Raw genomic sequence first — 18,340 nt, 5'->3', positions numbered from 1 at the left:
GGGCGTACGTGGAAAAGCTCCCCCGATTGGACTCGAACCAATAACCTGCCGGTTAACAGCCGGCTGCTCTGCCAATTGAGCTACAGGGGATCGTGCTCCGCCCGACTTCGGATCTCCCCGACGCCTTGCGACGGGACAAGAGTACAGGACATCCCCCGGTGGTGGTCCAGTGGGTTGCCTCCCCGCCGTCGCATTGACAATAGGGGTAAATCGCCATCCCGGCACAACAATGCTTGAGCGGAGAGCAGGATGGGTAGTTAGCTGCGGACAGAGGACGCAGGCGCGAACAGGTCGCCTTTCGACGGGGCAACTCGCCGGGGTGACGGCGCGTCAGGTACGGAAGGAGCCGCCATGCGCGGAAAGATCATGTTTCTTGGCGGGCTGGCTGCGGGATTCGTCCTGGGCGCCCGTGCCGGCCGGGAAAAGTACGAGGAGCTCGTGGTCAAGGGCCGCAAGGTGCTCGACCACCCGACCGTCCAGGAGGCGGCCGGGGTCGCGCAGGCCCAAGCCAACAAGCTCTACAGCGAGGGCAAGGACAAGCTCGGCCAGACCAAACTGGGCGAGAAGCTGGGCACCACCAACGGCAGCACCGGCAAGCAGGAGCTGACCGCCGCCGACGACGCGTTCGCCGGCACGCCCGCCACGGTGGGCGCCAAGGCGGGCACCAGCACGGTCGGCACGACCTCCGGGTCGCCGTCGTCCACGAACCCCCGCACCAAGCCGTCCGGCTCGGGCACGAACGCCAGCACGCTCTGACCAATCGCACGTCGACGGGCCGGTCGCCGCAGGGCGACCGGCCCGTGGTCTGTCCGACGTGCTGTCAGTCCTTGCTGCTGAACGCCGCGTCGAAGGCGGCGCTCGGTGCGTCGAAGGCGAGCCGGCGGACGAACTGCAACGCCTCCGGGGCGCCGACCAGCCGGTCCATTCCCGCGTCTTCCCACTCGACCGAGATCGGGCCGGTGTAGCCGATCGCGTTCAACGCGCGGAAGCAGTCCTCCCAGGGCACGTCGCCGTGGCCGGTGGAGACGAAGTCCCAACCGCGCCGCAGGTCGGCCCAGGGCAGGTGCGAGGCGAGCCGGCCACGCCGGCCATCGCCGGTACGCACCTTCGCGTCCTTGCAGTCCACGTGGTAGATCCGGTCGGCGAAGTCGAAGATGAAGTTCACCGGGTCCAGCTCCTGCCACACGAAGTGCGACGGGTCCCAGTTCAGCCCGAACGCGGGCCGGTTGCCGATCGCCTCCAGCGTCCGCTTCGTCGTCCAGTAGTCGTACGCGATCTCGCTGGGGTGCACCTCGTGCGCGAACCGCACTCCCACCTCGTCGAACACGTCGAGGATGGGGTTCCACCGGTCGGCGAAATCCTGGTAGCCGCGCTCGATCATCGACGGCGGCACTGGCGGGAACATCGCGAGGGTGTGCCAGATCGACGAACCGGTGAAGCCGACGACCGTCTTCACCCCGAGCTTCGCCGCCGCCCGCGCGGTGTCCTTGATCTCCTCGGCGGCCCGCTGACGAACCCCCTCGGGCTCCCCGTCGCCCCAGATGCGGCCGGGCAGGATGTCCTGGTGCCGCTCGTCGATCGGGTGGTCGCAGACCGCCTGACCAACGAGGTGGTTGGAGATCGTGAAGACCTCAAGGTTGTGCTTCGCGAGGGTCTCCCGCTTGCGCTCGACGTACGAGTCGTCGGCGAGCGCCTTGTCGACCTCGAAGTGGTCGCCCCAGCAGGCGATCTCCAGACCGTCGTAGCCCCACTCGGAGGCGAGCCGGCAGACCTCCTCGAACGGAAGATCGGCCCACTGGCCGGTGAAGAGCGTGATGGGTCGCGCCATTGTCCTTCTCCCCTAGTGTGATGGGGATTCCTTGTGCGGACCGGGGCGAGGGTGACCGGACGTGCACGGCACCCGAGTGGTCACCGGTGGGTGCGGAACACACCTGAGCCCGGCGGGTTGCGCCTCCCACCGGGTCACCGGCCACCAGCACGGTCGCCGACCCCCACCCTATTTCCGCAGTGCCCCATCGGGGAAGCCCCGCGGTCGGCCGATCATCCGATCATTTCCTCGGGCGCGGGCAGGACAGCCCGTACGGTGAAGCCGCCACCGGCGCGCGGGCCTGCGGAGAACGTGCCGCCGAGCCGCTCGGCGCGCCTGCGTACCCCGAGCAGACCCCGACCGGCGCTGTGGGTGCCGCCGCCGGACGGAGCGGGACCGGCGCCCTCGTCGCGGACCTCGATGGTGATGCCCGCGGCGTCGTAGCGCAGGCGGACCCCGACCGGAGCGCCCGGCGCGTGTCGGCACGCGTTGGTCAGCGCTTCCTCGATGATCCGGTACGCCACCACGTCGACCGGGCCGGGCAGCGGTCGGGGTTGCCCGGCCATGGTCCACCGCACCGGTTGACCGGCGGTGAAGCCCTCCACCAGCGCGTCGAGCCGGTTCAGGCTGGGCGCCGGCTCGGACGGGTCGTCGGGCTCATCGGCCCGGCCGAGCGCACCGAGCAGCTGATGGCTTCGCGCCAGCACCGTCCCACGCCACTGCGCGAACAACCCCATGCAGGTCAAGGTACGGCAGCCCGCTGTGAGCCGGTCGGCGGCGTCCACGCGCAGCGGCAGGCCACCGCCGCCGACGAGCGGGCGCGATGTGCCTGCATCCGCATGCCCTGGCAGCGGCGCGGGGGCCAGCCCTACACCGAGGCCCAGCCTCCCCGACAACCCCGCACTTCCGCACGCGGCGCCCGGCGGGACGGCGACCCGGCGGACGGCGACCCGGCGGACGGCGACCCGGCGGACGGCGACCCGGCGGACGGCGACGACCGGCGGACGGCGGCGACCGGCGGACGAAGCGGTGCGAGCGTGATGCCTCTGAGTCATCTTGATGACTCAGAGGCATCACGCTCGTTGGAGACACCGCTCGTCGCGCTTCGACGATGCGACCGGTCGGCGGGGGACGTCGACCGGGCACGGCGACCGGGCACGGCGACGGTCAGGCCGGCTGGGCCGGAGGGGCCGACGACGTGAGTCGCGGCCCCTCCGGGTCAGTCGGTCAGGGCAGGGTCCACTTCTGGTTGGCCGCGTTGAGGCAGGTCCAGAGGTGCACGACGGTGCTGTCGGCGGAGTTGTTACCGGAGACGTCCAGGCACTTGCCCGACGACGGGTTGCGCAGGGTGCCGTCGGACGCGGCAGCCCAGTTCTGCGCGCCGCTGCCGTTGCAGGTCCAGAGCTGGATCTTGGTGCCGTCGGCGGTGCCGCTGCCGGAGACGTCCAGGCACTTGCCGAGCGCCTTGATCGTCGAGTTCGGCGTCACGGTCCAGGTCTGCGCGGTGCTGCCGTTGCAGGTGTAGAGCTGGATCTGGGTGCCGTCGGCGGTGGCGGCGTTGCGCACGTCCAGGCACTTGCCGGCGAGGCCCTTGACCGGGCCGACGCCGGTGCCGCCGCCGCTGCCCTTGACCAGTGTGAAGTCGTCCAGGTCGAAGAGCCCCGTGCCGCTACCGGTGAAGGTGAGGTAGAGGTTCTGGGTGCTGGACGGGACGTTGGACAGTGCCGTGGAGACGTTGGCGTAGGTCGTCCAACTGCCGGTGTTGGGCACCGCGACGGTGCCGAGCACCGGGCCGGTGGCCGAACCGGTGCGCACCTGGATGGCGCCACCGGCGCCACCGGAGACGATCCGGGCCGTGAACGAGGTGACCCCGGCCAGGTTGACCCCGTTGTACGCGGCCCAGTCGCCCGGGTCGATGTAGCCGACGGTCTGCCCACCGTTGGCGCCCTCCTTGGTGAACGCGGAGACACCGTTGGCCGAGCTGAACGCCTCGGCCTGGATCGTGCCGGTGGGCGGCGGCGTGGTGCCCAGCTCCTTGATCCGGATGTTGCGGAACGAGGCGTCGTCACCGGTGCCGTGGTTCTGGATGCCGATGTGACCGGCCAACGAGCGGACCGGGTTGGTGTTGGTGAAGTCGTTGATCTTCACTCCGTTGAGGAAGATCTGTAGCCGCTCGCCCTCGACCAGCAGCTCGTACGTGTTCCACTCCCCCGCCGCGTTCAACGCCGCGTCGCGGGCGGCGATGTCGGCGGACTTGTAGGTGTAGACCGCGCCGGTGGTGCGGTCGGCCGCGTCGGTGGCGTCGATCTGGATCTCGTACCCGTTGTCGACAGCCGACCACGGGTCACTCGACGGTGGGAACCCGATGAAGATGCCGGAGTTGTCGTCACCGGCCAGCTTCCAGTCCATCTTCAGCGAGTAGTTGGTGAACTGCTTGGCGTTGTACCAGTACAGCCCCATGCCGCCGACCGAGGTCAGGGTGGCGTCGGTGTTGGTGAAGCTGCCCGGGCCGGCCTGTGACCAACCGGCAGTCGAGCCGTTGAACAGCGGGGTGTAGCCGGTCTCGGGCCGGCAGTCGGCCTTGCTCCGACCGGAGGCGTACCGGATGCCGCCGAGCAGGTGGTTGCGGAACCCCGCCTCCGCGTACGACGCCTGGGTGTGCCCGGCGCCGGTGTAGAAGGACCGGCCGCCGCTGTAGCTCTTGCACCAGCTCAGCGGGTGGTCGGCGCCCATCCCGCCGCCGGAGTACGACGACTCGTCGAGGGTGGCCAGCACGTGGGCGCTCGACCGGGCGTTGGTGCGGTAGTTGTACCACTCGTCGGTGCGGGTCCAGGTCTGCGGCAGGTGCCCGGTGGCCGCGTGGCCCCGGTCCTCCACCTTCATGTTGGCCTGCTGGATCGCGGGGTGCGAGGCGAACCACGCCCCGACGAGGTTGCCGTAGAACGGCCAGTCGTACTCGGTGTCGGCTGCGGCGTGCACACCCACGTATCCGCGACCGGAGCCGATGTACGACTCGAAGGCGGTCTGCTGGCTGGCGTTGAGCACGTCGCCGGTGGTGTTGAGGAAGACGACAGCCTCGTACTGGTTGAGGTTGCTCGTGGTGAACGCGGCGGCGTCCTCGGTCGCGGTGACCGTGAAGTTGTTCCCCGCGCCCAGGTCGCGGATGGTCTGGATGCCGACCGGGATCGCGTCGTGGCGGAACCCAGCGGTCTTGGAGAAGACCAGCACGTCGTAGGGGGCGTCGGCGGCGCTGGCCGGGGTGGCCGGGGTGGTGCAGGCGATGACGGCGAGTGCGGCCATGGCCGCACCGAGGACGGGTCGCAGGCGTCTGCGCATATCGCTCTCCTAATTGCGGTTAGGAGGGGCCCCTCGCCTCACACTAGGCGTTGTCGAGGGGCCCCTCCCGCCAGCTCAGGGCAGGGTCCACTTTTGGTTGGCGGCGGCGGTGCAGGTCCAGAGGTGGACCACCGTGCTGTCAGCGGAGCTGTTGGCGGAGACATCGAGGCACTTGCCCGACGACGTGTTGCGGAGCGTGCCGTCGGCCTGGGCGGCCCAGTTCTGCGCGGCGGTCCCGTTGCAGGTCCAGAGCTGGATCTTGGTGCCGTCGGCGGTGGCGCCGCCGGACACGTCCAGGCACTTACCCAACGACTTGATCGTGGAGTTGGGGGTGACCGCCCAGGTCTGCGCGGCACTGCCGTTGCAGGTGTAGATCTGGATCTGCGTGCCGTCGGCGGTGGCGGCGTTGCGCACGTCCAGGCACTTGCCGCCGAGGCCCTTGATCGCCCCGGCCCCACCGGCCGGGGGCGTCCCGGTCACGAAGGTGAAGGCGTCCAGGTCGTAGAGCGCCCCGGTGCCCGACCCGGCGAAGGTCAGGTAGAGCGTGGTCGTGCCGGTCGGCGGGTTGCTGATCGTCCCGGTGACGGTGGCGAAGGTTTCCCAGCCGCCGGTCACCGGGACCGTGGCCGAGCCGAGCACGGTGCCGGTGGCCGAGCCGGCCCGGACCTGGAGGGTGCCGCCCGCGCCCGCCGAGGAGACCCGGGCGTTGAACGAGGTCACGTTGCCCAGCCGGTACGGCTGGAACGCGATCCAGTCGCCGTTGTTGATGTCGCCGACGGTCTTGCCACCCTCGGCCGGGGTCTTGCTGAACACGTTGACCCCCGACGAGGTGCCGTAGAACTCGGCCTGGCGGTGCCGCGGCGGCAGCGTGTGCTGGGTGTGCGTGGTCAGCCCACCGGCGTCGGTGTACTCGGCGTCGAAGATCGCGAAGATGTTCGCCGCGTCGTCGTGCTCACCGTCGACCGGGATGGTGATCGAGCCCGAGCAACCGGTCTTCGAGGTGATCTGGTGCCCGTGCTGGTCGTGCCCGAGCACGTAGGTCATCTTGACCTTCGTGCAGTCGATGGTGCCGTCCTCCGGGTCGGTCACGGTGATGCTGTACGCCACCGTGTCCCCGAAGCCGAACAGCTGACCGTTGCCCGGGTTGTTGATCGTGACGGTGGGCGCGGTGTTGCCGACGCTGATCTGCACGCTGCTGCTGCCGGTGGCGCCCTGCGGGTCGCGCACCGTCAGCGTGGCGGTGTAGGTGCCGTTGGCGCTGTAGGTCTTCGTCGGGTTGGCGGCGGTCGAGGTGGTCCCGTCACCGAACGCCCACGAGTAGGTCAACGCGCCGCCCTCGGGGTCGGCCGAGCCGGCCGAGGAGAACGTCACAGCGAGCGGGGCCGCGCCGGAGGTGCGGTTGGCGCTGGCCTTCGCGGTGGGCGCCCGGTTACCGCCGCCGACGTAGTCGAAGCGGTAGAGCGCCGAGTTGGCGTCACCGTTGAAGTAGCCGGTGCCGTAGTCGAGCACGTAGTACGCGCCGTCCGGGCCGAACGCCGAGTCCATCACCTGCTTGCCGACCCAGGGGAAGGTGTCGATGGTGCCCCGGGAGCCGTCGGAGTTGACGTGGATCGGCTTGATCCAGCCCCGGCCGAACTCGGTGGCGAAGAACTGCCCGTCGAACGACTGCGGGAACTTGGTGGTGGAGGTCGACGAGGCGTTGTACCGGTAGACCGGGCCGCCCATCGGCGACTCGGAGCCGCCGCCGAACTCGGTCGGGGTGCCGGCGTCGCCGGCGTACCGGATCCAGGCCGGCTGGGCCGGCGGCAGGGTGGTCAGGCCGGTGTTGCGGAACGAGTTGTTGGTCGGCCCGCCGGTGCAGTTGTACTTCGCGCCGCTGGCGCTGGTCGCGAAGTCGAACTCGTTGTACGTCTCGGTGCTGGTGTTGGTGCCGGTGCAGTACGGCCAGCCGTAGTTGCCCGGTGCCGCGACCCGGTTGAACTCCACCTGGCCGGACGGCCCGCGGGTGGAGCTGGTGGAGCCGGCGTCCGGCCCGTAGTCACCGACGTAGACCACGCCGGTGGCCTTGTCCACGCTGATCCGGAACGGGTTGCGGAACCCCATCGCGTAGATCTCCGGCCGGGTCCTGGCCGTGCCGGGGGCGAACAGGTTGCCCGACGGGACGGAGTACGTGCCGTTGGCGTTCACCTTGATCCGCAGGATCTTGCCGCGCAGGTCGTTGGTGTTGCCGGCGCTGCGCTGCGCGTCGTACGCGGGGTTGCGGTTGGTCCGCTCGTCCAGTGGTGAGTAGCCGGACGACTCGAACGGGTTGGTGTCGTCGCCGGTGGACAGGTAGAGGTTGCCGGCGGCGTCGAAGTCGATGTCACCACCGACGTGGCAGCAAATGCCACGGCTGGCCGGGACGTCGAGCACGTCGACCTTGCTGGACTGGTTGAGCGTGAAGTCCGAGTTGAGGGTGAACCGGGAGAGGCGGTTGACCCCGTCAAAGGCCGAGAAGTCGGTGCCGGTGGCCGGCGCGTCGCCGCCGGGGGTGGAGAGCGGCGGAGCGTAGTAGAGGTAGATGTAACGGTTCGAGGAGAAGCCCGGGTCGACGCCGACGCCCTGCAACCCCTCTTCGTCGTGCTGGTAGACCGACAGGGTGCCGACCACGGAGGTGGTGCCGTTCGCGTCGGTGCGGCGCAGGGTGCCGTTGCGGGCGGTGTGCAGGACCGAGCGGTCCGGCAGCACCGCCAGCGACATCGGCTCACCCATGTCGGTCACGCCGCGAGCCAGCTCGACCTGCTGGAAGTCGCTGGCGACGATCGTGTGTGCCTGGGCGGGGGCCGAGCCGGCGGCGAAGGTGACAGTGCCGGCGGCGACCGCCAGCAGCAGCGCTGATCCGGCGGAGAACCATCGTCGGGACCGTTGTCTGGGAGCGTCCTTCATGGACATCTGTGCTGTCCCTTCCTGACGTGTGACTGCCAGGCCGGGCGCGCGCCGTCGCGCCGGATGCCGTAGCGGTGATGGTGGGGGTCGATGGGTTACCGCGCCGCCGGTTCACCTCGACGAAACATTGTCGTGTTGGTCACGACACTAAGTCGCACATGTCGATGTGTCCATACCTTCCGGCGGTTCAGCACCAACTTTTGTCGATTTGATCGAAAGTCGCCGGTCAGGCGCGTCGGTCGATCGCCTGCCCGGCCAGCGCAACCAGGGCCGCGCGGGCCTCATCGGCCACCATGGCGTTCTGCAGAGCGGAGAGCGCGGCCTCGGTCCGGACACGGATCATCTGCTCGATCCGCTCCCGCGCACCGGTCGCCTCGATGATGTCGCGCAGCTCCGCCGCGCCCTCGGCGTCCAACGCCGGGTTGCCGAACAGCTCCCGCAGCCGGATGGTCTGCGGTCGGTCGGCGGCGCTGCGGGCCAGCGCCATCATGACTGTGGGCTTGCCCTCCCGCAGGTCGTCCAGGACGGACTTACCGGTGACCGCCGGGTCACCGAACACGCCCAGGACGTCGTCGCGGAGCTGGAACGCGTCACCCAGCGGGTCACCGAACTCGCCCAGCGCCGCGATCAGCTCCGGCCCCGCGCCGGCCAGGGCCGCACCGATCTGCAACGGCCGGGTGACCGTGTACCGGGCAGCCTTCATCCGGATCACCGTGAGCGCGCTGGCCACCGAGCCGTCACCCACGCCCGAGACCAGGTCCAGGTACTCCCCCGCGATCACCTCGGTACGCATCAGCGCGAACACGCCGTACCCCCGGTGCACCTGCTCGGTGCTCAGCCCGCACTCGTGGAACATCTGATCCGACCAGGCCGCGCACAGGTCCCCGCAGAGCAGCGCGGTGTTGCGGCCGTACGCCTCGGGGTCACCGCGCCACGACGAGCGGGCGTGCAGGTCGGCGAAGAGCCGGTGCACCGACGGCTCACCCCGGCGGCGGTCGCTGCCGTCGAGGATGTCGTCGTGGATCAGCGCGAACGCGTGGAACAGCTCCAGGGCCGCCGCGGCCACCACGATGGGGGTGCCGTCGGCCGCCCCCGCGCCGCGCCAACCCCAGTAGCAGAAGAGCGGTCGTAACCGCTTGCCACCGGCCAGCACGAACCGTTGCAGCGCGGTGAACACGCCCCGCGGCGCCCCGTCCGGCCAGTCCGGGCCCTGCCGGCTGAGAAACCCGGCCAGCTCCGCGTCGAAGCGCGCCCGCAGCTCGCTGGCGTCGGTGGGCGCGACGGTGACCGTCATGAAACCTCCCCCGACCCGACCGCACCGCCGGGGCTCAGCCCGGCCAGCTCCAGCAGCAGCGCCTTGACCTCGGTCGCCGCGATCTTGTCCCGGGCCGCTGTCGGGTCGGAGCAGAGCAGCACCGGGCCGTCCGCCGGGTCGTCCGGCAACCGCCCGTGCGAGCCCCGTACCGCCCGCGCGCCGGCATCGAGGCCGACGGCGCTCATCAGGTATCGCATGCCGAGCTTCTTGCGGGCCAGGGCGAGCCCGGCCCGGGCCTTCGCGGCACCGGGGTTGGCCGGGTCGAAGAACAGCTCCGCCGGGTCGTAGCCCGGCTTCCGGTGAATTTCCACGAGCCGGGCGAAGTCCGGTGCCTGGGCGTCGTCCAGCCAGTAGTAGTAGGTGAACCAGGCGTCCGGCTCGGCCACCAGCACCAGCTCACCGGCGCGCGGATGGTCCAGCCCGTGTGCGGCCTTGCCCTCGGCGTCGAGCACCTCGGCCACCCCGGGCAGCCCGGCGCAGAGTTTCGCCACCGCCGGCACGTCGGCCGGATCCTTGACGTAGACGTGCGCGATCTGGTGGTCGGCGACAGCGAACGCCTTGGACGTCCACGGGTCGAGGTACTCCATGCCCGCCTGGGTGTGCACCCGCAACAGGCCCTCGGCGCGCAGCAACCGGTTGACGTCCACCGGGCGGGACACGTCGGTGATGCCGTACTCCGACAGCACCACCACCGTGGCGTCCCGGGCCCGGGCGGCGTCCAGGAGCGGGCCGAGCACCGTGTCCAGCTCGGCTGCCGCCGCGGCGGCCTCGGCCGACGAGGGACCGAAGCGTTGCAGGTCGTAGTCCAGGTGCGGAACGTAGACCAGGGTCAGGTCTGGTGACACGTCGGCGAGGATCTGCTCCGCCGCCTGGCAGATCCACCGCGACGACGGCAACCCGGCCGTCGGCCCCCAGTAGGTGAAGAGCGGGAAGGTGCCCAGTCGCCCGGTGAGGGCGTCGTGCAGCTCCGGCGGGTCGGTGTAGCAGTCCGGCTCCTTGCGCCCGTCGGCGTAGTAGACCGGGCGGGGCGTCACCGTCCAGTTGACGTCGGCGCCCATCGCGTACCACCAGCAGACGTTTGCCACCGTGTAGCCGGGTTCGGCCCGACGGGCGGCCTGCCAGAGCTTGTCCCCGCCGACCAGCGCGTTGTGCTGCCGCCACAGCAACACCTCGCCCAGCTCCCGGAAATACCACCCGTTGCCGACGATCCCGTGCCCGCTGGGCTGTTCGCCGGTGAGGAAGGTGGACTGCACCGAGCAGGTCACGGCGGGCAGCACCGTGCCCAGCTCGGCCCGGAAGCCGCCGTCGGCGACACCCCGCAGTCGAGGCATGTGCGCCAGTAGTCGGGGCGTCAACCCCACCACGTCGAGGACCACCAGTCGCCGGCTCATCGCGTCGCTCCCATACTCGCGGTTCGTTCTGCGGTCAGGCCGAGGCCGACCAGTTCGTCACGGGCGAAGGCCAGCTCCGCGGCGATGCCGGCGGCCAGCTCCGCGTCGGTGCCGGGCCGTCGGGCGGCCGGCAGCACCCCCCAGGTGTACGTCTCGACGTCGAGGTGGTCGCAGCCGGCGGCCGGGCCGTCGAAGAGCGCTCTCAGGGCCGCGCGAAGCACCGGCAGGGTCGAACCGAGCGGCTCCTCGGGTGGGGCGTGCAGCGGCACGTGGTAGTGCACCCGCCACGGGCCGGGCAGCGCCCGGTCCAGCGCCTCGTCCAGGTCGTCGGCCGCGTACGTCGGGTCGGCCGGGTCGGCCAGACCGGCGCAACCGGCGCCCCGGGTCTGGTGCAGGAAGCGGGGCTCCACCCAGCGGCGCAACGCCTCGGCCCCGCCCTCCGGGTCGGCGGCCTCGACAGCGGCCGAGACCTGCACCTTCACCACCGGCAGTCCGGCCGCCCGCAGCCGTTCCAGTGCTTCGGCCGGCTCCTCCCAGGCGCAGGCCAGGTGGGCCAGGTCGAGGCAGACACCAAGCCTGTCGGTGTCCATTCCGGACAACAGCTCGGCCGCCTGACCGGTGCTCTCCACCACACAGCCGGGCTCCGGCTCGAAGGCGATCCGCACCTCACGCCCGGTGTCCCGCTGCACGTCGGCCAGCCCTGCGGCCAGCTCGTCCAGCCGGCGTCGGGCCGCGTCGGCCCGGCCGGTGTCCCACGGTTGACGCCAGGCCAGCGGCAGCGTCGAGATCGAACCTCGGGCGGCGTCGTCGGGCAGCAGGTCGGCGAGCACCCGGGCCAGGTTGACTGTGTAGGTCAGGCGCTGCTCGGTGGTCCAGTCCGGGTGGTACACGTCCTGCTTGACCACCGGGGCCTGGAAGGCCGCGTACGGGAAGCCGTTGAGGGTGACCACCTCCAGGCCGCGCGCGTCCAGCTCGGTGCGCAACCGACGGCGTAGCGTCGGGTCGGCGGCAAGCTCGGCGGCGACCGGGGCGGCCAGCCACAGGCCGAGCCCGAGCAGGTCGCTGCCGAGCGCCTCGCGCACCGGCACCGCGTAGGTGTCCAGTTGACCGAGGATGCCGGCGAGGTCCTCGGCCGGGTGCACGTTGGTGCAGTAGCCCAGGTGGACGGTCTCACCGCCGGCATGTCGCAGCCGCATCAGCTGCCGCCGCGCAGGATCGAGTTGCCGGTCTGCGGGTCCACCGCGGCGGCGACGTCCAGGTCGCTGAGGTCGAGCCGCCCCGACTGCCCGTAGAACTCCACCGGGTTTCGCCACAGCACCTTGTCGACGTCGTCGTCGCTGAAACCGGCCGCGAGCATCGCCTCGCCGGTGGCCCGGGTCAGCAGCGGGTCGGAGCGCCCCCAGTCGGCCGCCGAGTTGACCAGCATCCGTTCCGTGCCGTACTCCCGCAGCAACTCCACCATCCGCTGCGGCGTCATCTTGGTGTCCGGGTAGATGGAGAAACCCAGCCAGCAGCCGCTGTCGCGGACCAGCTTCACCGTCACCTCGTTGAGGTGGTCGACGACCACCCGACCCGCGTCGATGCCGGACTCGGCGACCACGGCGAGGGTCCGCTCGCAGCCGCGCGCCTTGTCCCGGTGCGGGGTGTGCACCAGCGCCGGCAGGTCGTACGCCACAGCGAGGGCGAGCTGCGCCGCGAACGCCTCGTCCTCCTCGGGCGTCATCGAGTCGTACCCGATCTCGCCGACCGCCACCACCGCGTCCTTGTCCAGGTAGCGGGGCAGCAGGTCGAGGACCGGACGGCAGCGCGGGTCGTTGGCCTCCTTGGGGTTCAGCGCGATGGTGGCGAAGTGGCGCACCCCGAACTGCCCGGCCCGGAACGGCTCCCAGCCGATCAACGAGTCGAAGTAGTCGGTGAACGAGGCGGCGCTGGTGCGCGGCTGACCCAGCCAGAACGCCGGCTCCACCACGGCGCGCACTCCGGCGGCGGCCATCCGTTCGTAGTCGTCGGTGGTGCGTGAGGTCATGTGGATGTGGGGGTCGAAGATGCGCATTCACGCCTCCCGGGGCAGTGCGGCGGTGAGCCGGTGGAGCAGGTCATTGGCGTCGGCGGGCAACTCCCGGCCGGCGGCGTGCCGTTCGGCGGCGAGCGCGGCCAGCATCGCGGTCAGCTCGCCGTCGGCCCGGGTGTCCAGGTCGGCCACGTTGGCCAGGGGGACACCGCTGAACACGCACTTGAGCACCGCCTGCCGCCAGGCGGCCTGGTCGAGGTGCCGGGCGTACGGGCCGAGCGCGGCGGCGACCAGCCGGGTGTCGTTGGTCCGGATCGCGTCGTGCAGCAGCGGAACCCCGTCGGCGCCGATCGGCAGCAGCGGCAGGGCGCGCAGCACGGCGCGTCGCTCGGCCGCGTCACCGTGCTGGTAGAGGCGTTCGGCGTACGTCGCGTGCTCGCCGGGCAGGCTGGTGAGCAGCAGCACCCGGGCCGCGTCGTCGGCGGTCCAGCCGGGGGCGTCGGGCAGCGCGGCCCGGCCGCAGCGTCGGCCGGCGGCGGGAAAGAGCCGGGTGATCGCGGTGGGCTCGGTGGTGATCCGGCGCAGCGCCGTGTCCAGCCATTCGGGATCGGGTACGCCTCCCAGCGCGGCCCGTAGTGAATCCGGTGTCATCCCGTCTCCTCCCCTTGTTGCTACGCAGGCACCCCAGGAATGTCTGCGGGCAGTTCGTCCTTCGTGCGGCCGGCCAGTGCGGCGGCACGCAGGAACTCGATCGACCGGGCGGCCACGGCGGGTGCGGCGTGCGAGTCGCGGGGCAACTCGACGGCGACCAGGCCGCGGTAGCCGGCGTCGCGCAGCGCGGCCAGCACCGGCGGGAAGTCGATCTCGCCGACGCCGAACTCCAGGTGCTCGTGCACGCCTCGGCGCATGTCGTCGATCTGCACGTTGACCAGGTGGTCGGCCACCTCGGCGACGCACTGCGGCACCGGCCAGGGCTCCAGGCACCGGCAGTGGCCGATGTCGAGGGTGATGCCGAAACGGGCCGGGTTGTCGAGTGCGGCGTGCAGCCGACGCCAGTCCGCGATGTCCTGCACCAACATGCCCGGCTCCGGTTCGAAGCCGACTGTGACGCCGGCGGTCTCGGCCGCGTCGACCACTGTGGCGCAGCCGGCGACCAGCCGGTCCCAGGCGCACTGCTGTGACACCGCCTCGGGTCGGACACCGGCCCAGAACGAGACCGCCTCCGCGCCCAGGTCGGCGCCGATCCGCACGGCCCGGCGCAGGAACTCGATCCGCCGGGTCGGGTCGTCGTGCAGCAACGTCGGTGCGTGCTTCTGCCACGGGTCGAGCAGGTAGCGGGCACCGGTCTCGATGACCACCGCCAGGCCCAGCGACTCCAACCGTCGACCGACAGCGGCGACCCGGCGGGTGAGCCCGGGCGCGAACGGGTCGAGGTGGTCGTGGTCCAGGGTGAGCGCCACCCCGTCGTAGCCGAGGTCGGCGATGACGGCGAGCGCGTCGTCGAGGCGGTGGTTGGCGAAGCCGTTCGTGCCGTACCCGAGGCGCAGCGTGGTGGCGTCGGCGGCCGACGCACCGGGCCGGGGCTCGGGGACGCTCATGTCGGGGAGACCTTCCGGGCCAGTCGCCGACCCAGCGGCGCGGCCGCCGCGACGGCCACCCCGAGCAGACCCGCTCCACCCCGTGCGGTGAGGGCTCCCTGGAGGGCCGGCAACCCGGTGATCCCGGCGCCGACTGCCGCGCGGACCCGCCCGGCCGACGGGTCCCGGACCACCTCGGCCTGGGCCGCGCCGTACCGGGCGGCGTACCAGCCGGCCAGCACTGCGGGCAGCACCGCCGCGATCGTGGCCGACCGGCTGCGACCCGCGCGCACGCCGATCTCGTCGACGGTGTGGGCCCGGTCGACGGCCCCGGTCTGGTTCGTCGTTCGAAGGGATGCGCGTCGGGCGCCCGGCACGGCGACGGCGGCACTGGCGGCGACCAATGCGGTGCCGGCGAGGGTGCGCATCGGCAGTGTGGCGTCGGCGCCGGAGACCTCCCGGCGGGACAGCGCGGTGACCGTCCAGGTGTGCGCGGCGACGGTGGCCGCCGCCGGCAACGCCCGGGTGATCCGGCCGCCGGACGCGCCGAGCAGCACGTCCAGCCCTCGGCAGGCGGCCATCACGGCCGGGCCGGCCGCTGTGTTCTTGGCCAGCAGGTCGTACCCCCAGATGGTGGCGGCCAGCGGCACGGCGAGTGCGGCGGCGCGGCGACCGCCCACGGCGGCGGCCAGGCCCACGCCGGCGGCCGTGAGGCCCGCCGCGAGACCGACAGCGGCGGCCGGGGTGATCCGCCCGCTGGGGATCGGCCGCTCGGGCCGTTCCTCGGCGTCCAGGCGTCGGTCGGCCCAGTCGTTGGCGGCCATGCCGGCCCAGTAGAGCAGCACCGACGCGCCGGCCAGGGCCGGGGTACGCGGGCTCAACGCGCCGGCCGCCGCGGCCCCGGCGATCACGTCGCCGGGCACCGAGAGCGCGGCCGGCGCCCGGACCAGCTCGGCGAGATCAGCCAACGTTGTCATGATCACCGTCCCGGCCGTCGTGCAGTTGCCGGGTGAAGGCGGTCAGCCGGGCCCACTGCTCGCCCAGCGAGTGGGTGGGCGCACCCAGCGGGTCCTTGAAGAAGAAGCCCAGGTCGGCCAGCGGCCCCACCTGCCCGGCGGCGTGCGCGGCGGCGGTGAGTCGGGCCAGGTCGAGCACCAGCGGCGCGGCCAGCGCCGAGTCGCAGCCGTGCCAGGTGAACTCCATCCGCATGCCGGTGCCGAGGAAACCGCTGAAGGTGATCAGATCCCAGGCGGTCTTGAAGTCGCCCAGCTCCTCGACGTACTCGATGCGGGTGCCGCCCTGCGGGACGTAGCCCAGCGTCTCGCCGAGCACCCGCTGCTTGCTCTGCACCTTCGCCGCGTTCGCGGCCGGGTCGGCGAGGGTTGCGCCGTCGCCACCGCCGAGCAGGTTGACACCGGACCAGGAGCCCACGGCCAGGTTGCGCATCGCGAACATCGGCGCGAGCACCGACTTGACCAGGGTCTCCCCGGTCTTGCCGTCGTGCCCGGCGTACGGCAGTCGGGCCTCCTCGGCCAGCGCGGCCAGCGCCGGCAGCCGCAGCCCGGTGGACGGGGTGAAGTCGACGTACGGGCAGCCGGCGAGCACTGCGGCGTAGGCGTAGAGGGAGCTGACCGGCAGCACCTCGTTCGGGCCGTCGAGGGCGGCGCGCAGCGCGGCCGGGTCGGCGTGCGCGGGGTGCGGTTCGGGGGCCGGCTCGGTGGCGGAGACGTTGACCACCACCACCCGGTCCAACTCGTGCCGCTCGCGGAAGCTGGTCAGGTCGCGGACCACTGCCTCGGCCCGGTCGGCCTGCGTGTCGCCGACCGGTGCGGGGCGCAGCTCCTGCTCGACCACGCCCAGCTCGTCGCGGAGCGCGGCGACCAGTCGCCAGGGGATGACACCGGCGTCGGCGAGGGCCTCGGCGCGCTTGCACAGCGGGGTGGTGGCCAGGTCGTGTCCGCCGAAGACCAGGTCGGCGAAGGCCGGCAGGGCCGGGCCGCGCAGCTCGGGAAGCTCGGTGACGCAGCCGGTGGGCCCGGCCAGGCCGGCCCGCAGCGCGAGCCCCCCGACGATGCTGGTGGTCGCGACGGACCCGCGCGCTCCTACCAGCCAGACACCTGTTCGCATGGTGCTCCTTCCCCTTCACGAGGAACCGTCGGTACCGCTAAATATAGGAATATCAGAATATGTTTCGGAAAGATACGGCCCAGTTTCGGAAACTTTCGGGCCGGGTGGATGGGCCCCGTCCGCTCGCCCCGCACCGGAACAGCACCGGCTTCCGACGTCGGCGTCGGCGGCGACGACGCCGGACCGGATCCCGGCAGGTGCGAGCAGACGGGGCTGGTAGGCAGGGTCGGGTCGGCGTCTCGACCCTGCCTCCCCCGCATCCGGCCGGCCGGGGCATTGGCATGCCCCAGACGGGCGTCTCAGGCCGCCGCGCCGACCGGAACACCGACCGAACCACTACCCGCCGGGAACCGGCGAGCGGATGCGGTACGGGTGGGCACGGCGGCGGGCGGTGTCATCAGGTCCTCCGGAGGTCACCGGTGGTGGCGGTCCTCCGGTGCGGCCGGGGAATCCCGGTCCGGTCGCACCGGACGACCGTCCTGCTCGTGCGCCACCGGGCCGTGGGGCCCGGCTGCACGCTCTCCGATGCCGACCTCTGTCCCGGCCACGGGGCGCAATCCGTGGCTGGTCCCTCGCCGGTCGGCTTCGGAAAGCCGGTCGGGCGATGGCGGTGCGAACACCGCCGTCGCGGATGGTCAATGGTCAGACGGCCGCCGCGGTCAGCGTCGGTTCCACAGCGGCCCAGGAGGAGCCGAGATCCGCCGAGCGGGCCACCGCGTCCAGCACCAGCTGGACCTGCAACGCGTCGGCGAAGGAGGGAGTCGGGTCGACACCGGTGGCGACCGCCTCGATGAAATCGCGCATCTCGTGCGTGAACGAGTGCTCGTAGCCGATGATGTGGCCCGGGGGCCACCACGCCGACATGTACGGGTGCTCGCCCTCGGTCACCAGGATGCGGCTGAAGCCCTGCTCCACGGCCGGGCGGGTCGCGTCGTAGAACTCCAGCTCGTTGAGGCGCTCCAGGTCGAAGACCACACTGCCCAGCGAGCCGTTGATCTCGACGCGCAGCGCGTTCTTACGGCCGGTCGCGAACCGACTCGCCTCGTACGTGGCCAGGGCGCCACCGTCGAGCCGGGCCACGAAGACCGCGGCGTCGTCGACGGTGACAGTCCCGGTGGGCGCCGTGTGGCCGTCCACCGAGGCCGCCAGACCGCTCGACTCGGCCGGCAACGGCCGCTCCTTGACGAAGGTCTCGGTGACCGCGCTGACGCCGCTGATCCGCTGACCCGTGACGAACTGGGTCAGGTCGATGATGTGCGCACCGATGTCACCGAGCGCGCCGGAGCCCGCCCTGTCCTTCTGCAACCGCCAGACCAGCGGGAACTGCGGGTCCACGATCCAGTCCTGCAGGTACGTCGCACGGACGTGTCGAATCACCCCGAGCCGTCCGTCGGCGACCAACTGGCGCATCATCGTGACCGCGGGGACCCGGCGGTAGTTGAACCCGCACATCGACCGCACTCCGTTGGCCCGGGCGACGTCCGCCGCAGCGGTCATCGCCCGTGCCTCCTCCACCGAATTGGCCAGCGGCTTCTCGCACAGAACGTGCTTGCCTGCGGCCAACGCGGCGAGAGCGATCTCGGCGTGGCTGTCGCCCGGGGTGCAGATGTCGACAACGTCGATGTCGTCCCGGTTGATCAGGTCACGCCAGTCGGTGGTGTACGCGTCCCAGCCGAGTGTGTCGGCGGCGTCAGCCACCTTCGCTGTGTCTCGGCCGCAGATCAACGCCATCCGGGCCCGCGCCGGCAGGTCGAAGACGCGGTTCACGGTGCGCCATGCCTGTGAGTGCGCGGCGCCCATGAACGCGTAGCCGACCATGCCGACCCGCAGTTCTTTGTCTGTCGTGGACAA

At 71.5% G+C, this 18,340-nt stretch carries 14 protein-coding genes and 1 tRNA gene; 1 reads left to right on the top strand and 14 read right to left on the bottom strand.

The genetic code is table 11. The annotated features are described in order from the left end of the window. Window positions 1-17: 17 nt before the first annotated feature. Window positions 18-90: transfer RNA gene (locus tag OG598_RS00760), tRNA-Asn, on the bottom strand. A 261-nt stretch (window positions 91-351) separates the two neighbouring features. On the opposite strand from OG598_RS00760, the gene OG598_RS00755 reads away from it, so the two are divergent. Next, window positions 352-756, top strand: coding sequence for a hypothetical protein (locus OG598_RS00755; protein ID WP_091409037.1), 405 nt, complete (start codon window positions 352-354; stop codon window positions 754-756). 64 nt (window positions 757-820) lie between these two features. Here OG598_RS00755 and OG598_RS00750 read toward each other — a convergent pair whose 3' ends face one another. The 13 genes from OG598_RS00750 to OG598_RS00690 all read right to left on the bottom strand — a co-directional run bounded on the left by OG598_RS00750 (window position 821) and on the right by OG598_RS00690 (window position 18,307). Next, the gene (locus tag OG598_RS00750) at window positions 821-1,828 is read right to left on the bottom strand and encodes a sugar phosphate isomerase/epimerase family protein (protein ID WP_030488695.1); all 1,008 of its coding nucleotides are present in this window, start codon (window positions 1,826-1,828) and stop codon (window positions 821-823) included. 212 nt (window positions 1,829-2,040) lie between these two features. Beyond that, window positions 2,041-2,544, bottom strand: a complete 504-nt coding sequence (locus OG598_RS00745) for a sensor histidine kinase (protein WP_328652596.1) — start codon at window positions 2,542-2,544, stop codon at window positions 2,041-2,043. Window positions 2,545-3,034: 490 nt separating this feature from the next. After that, a complete protein-coding gene (locus OG598_RS00740; RefSeq protein ID WP_328652595.1) occupies window positions 3,035-5,143 on the bottom strand; it encodes a ThuA domain-containing protein in 2,109 nt (702 codons plus the stop codon). 75 nt (window positions 5,144-5,218) lie between these two features. Beyond that, window positions 5,219-8,074: a PQQ-dependent sugar dehydrogenase gene (locus tag OG598_RS00735; RefSeq protein WP_328652594.1), complete on the bottom strand. Its 2,856-nt coding sequence runs from the start codon at window positions 8,072-8,074 to the stop codon at window positions 5,219-5,221. A gap of 220 nt (window positions 8,075-8,294) precedes the next feature. Then, entirely contained in the window at window positions 8,295-9,362 is a 1,068-nt protein-coding gene (locus OG598_RS00730) for a polyprenyl synthetase family protein (protein WP_112675806.1), read from the bottom strand. After that, window positions 9,359-10,774 carry an alkaline phosphatase family protein gene (locus tag OG598_RS00725; RefSeq protein ID WP_328652593.1) on the bottom strand — a complete coding sequence of 472 codons (1,416 nt, stop codon included), beginning with the start codon at window positions 10,772-10,774 and terminating at the stop codon, window positions 9,359-9,361. Before OG598_RS00725 ends, OG598_RS00730 begins: the two co-directional genes overlap by 4 nt. Beyond that, complete coding sequence (eboE, locus tag OG598_RS00720) at window positions 10,771-11,970, bottom strand: metabolite traffic protein EboE (RefSeq protein WP_328652592.1); 1,200 nt, start codon at window positions 11,968-11,970, stop codon at window positions 10,771-10,773. The genes OG598_RS00725 and eboE overlap by 4 nt, the downstream gene beginning before the upstream one ends. Next, window positions 11,970-12,827: a TatD family hydrolase gene (locus OG598_RS00715; RefSeq protein ID WP_196919223.1), complete on the bottom strand. Its 858-nt coding sequence runs from the start codon at window positions 12,825-12,827 to the stop codon at window positions 11,970-11,972. Before OG598_RS00715 ends, eboE begins: the two co-directional genes overlap by 1 nt. After that, window positions 12,828-13,436: an EboA domain-containing protein gene (locus tag OG598_RS00710; protein ID WP_328652591.1), complete on the bottom strand. Its 609-nt coding sequence runs from the start codon at window positions 13,434-13,436 to the stop codon at window positions 12,828-12,830. It lies immediately after the preceding gene. A gap of 20 nt (window positions 13,437-13,456) precedes the next feature. Continuing rightward, window positions 13,457-14,383, bottom strand: a complete 927-nt coding sequence (locus OG598_RS00705) for a sugar phosphate isomerase/epimerase family protein (RefSeq protein ID WP_328652590.1) — start codon at window positions 14,381-14,383, stop codon at window positions 13,457-13,459. Then, complete coding sequence (locus OG598_RS00700; RefSeq protein ID WP_328652589.1) at window positions 14,380-15,339, bottom strand: SCO3242 family prenyltransferase; 960 nt, start codon at window positions 15,337-15,339, stop codon at window positions 14,380-14,382. Before OG598_RS00700 ends, OG598_RS00705 begins: the two co-directional genes overlap by 4 nt. Continuing rightward, entirely contained in the window at window positions 15,323-16,489 is a 1,167-nt protein-coding gene (locus tag OG598_RS00695; RefSeq protein ID WP_328652588.1) for an inositol-3-phosphate synthase, read from the bottom strand. The genes OG598_RS00700 and OG598_RS00695 overlap by 17 nt, the downstream gene beginning before the upstream one ends. 642 nt (window positions 16,490-17,131) lie before the next feature. Further along, a complete protein-coding gene (locus OG598_RS00690) occupies window positions 17,132-18,307 on the bottom strand; it encodes a Gfo/Idh/MocA family protein (protein ID WP_442931484.1) in 1,176 nt (391 codons plus the stop codon). Window positions 18,308-18,340: the final 33 nt, after the last annotated feature.

This window comes from Micromonospora sp. NBC_00330 (genome assembly GCF_036136635.1).
In the GTDB taxonomy this organism is placed as follows: domain Bacteria; phylum Actinomycetota; class Actinomycetes; order Mycobacteriales; family Micromonosporaceae; genus Micromonospora; species Micromonospora salmantinae.
The sequence above is the reverse complement of the archived record's forward strand: the minus strand, read 5'-3'. Positions and strand labels throughout refer to the sequence as shown.

Excerpts from the sequence above, each read along its gene's own strand:
- OG598_RS00730 (WP_112675806.1), bottom strand. The coding sequence starts at position 9,362 with ATGACGGTCACCGTCGCGCCCACCGACGCCAGCGAGCTGCGGGCGCGC.
- OG598_RS00750 (WP_030488695.1), bottom strand. The coding sequence starts at position 1,828 with ATGGCGCGACCCATCACGCTCTTCACCGGCCAGTGGGCCGATCTTCCG.
- OG598_RS00745 (WP_328652596.1), bottom strand. The coding sequence starts at position 2,544 with ATGGGGTTGTTCGCGCAGTGGCGTGGGACGGTGCTGGCGCGAAGCCAT.
- OG598_RS00700 (WP_328652589.1), bottom strand. The coding sequence starts at position 15,339 with ATGACAACGTTGGCTGATCTCGCCGAGCTGGTCCGGGCGCCGGCCGCG.
- OG598_RS00755 (WP_091409037.1), top strand. The coding sequence starts at position 352 with ATGCGCGGAAAGATCATGTTTCTTGGCGGGCTGGCTGCGGGATTCGTC.
- OG598_RS00690 (WP_442931484.1), bottom strand. The coding sequence starts at position 18,307 with ATGGTCGGCTACGCGTTCATGGGCGCCGCGCACTCACAGGCATGGCGC.
- OG598_RS00715 (WP_196919223.1), bottom strand. The coding sequence starts at position 12,827 with ATGCGCATCTTCGACCCCCACATCCACATGACCTCACGCACCACCGAC.
- OG598_RS00725 (WP_328652593.1), bottom strand. The coding sequence starts at position 10,774 with ATGAGCCGGCGACTGGTGGTCCTCGACGTGGTGGGGTTGACGCCCCGA.
- OG598_RS00695 (WP_328652588.1), bottom strand. The coding sequence starts at position 16,489 with ATGCGAACAGGTGTCTGGCTGGTAGGAGCGCGCGGGTCCGTCGCGACC.
- OG598_RS00735 (WP_328652594.1), bottom strand. The coding sequence starts at position 8,074 with ATGTCCATGAAGGACGCTCCCAGACAACGGTCCCGACGATGGTTCTCC.
- OG598_RS00705 (WP_328652590.1), bottom strand. The coding sequence starts at position 14,383 with ATGAGCGTCCCCGAGCCCCGGCCCGGTGCGTCGGCCGCCGACGCCACC.
- OG598_RS00710 (WP_328652591.1), bottom strand. The coding sequence starts at position 13,436 with ATGACACCGGATTCACTACGGGCCGCGCTGGGAGGCGTACCCGATCCC.
- eboE (WP_328652592.1), bottom strand. The coding sequence starts at position 11,970 with ATGCGGCTGCGACATGCCGGCGGTGAGACCGTCCACCTGGGCTACTGC.
- OG598_RS00740 (WP_328652595.1), bottom strand. The coding sequence starts at position 5,143 with ATGCGCAGACGCCTGCGACCCGTCCTCGGTGCGGCCATGGCCGCACTC.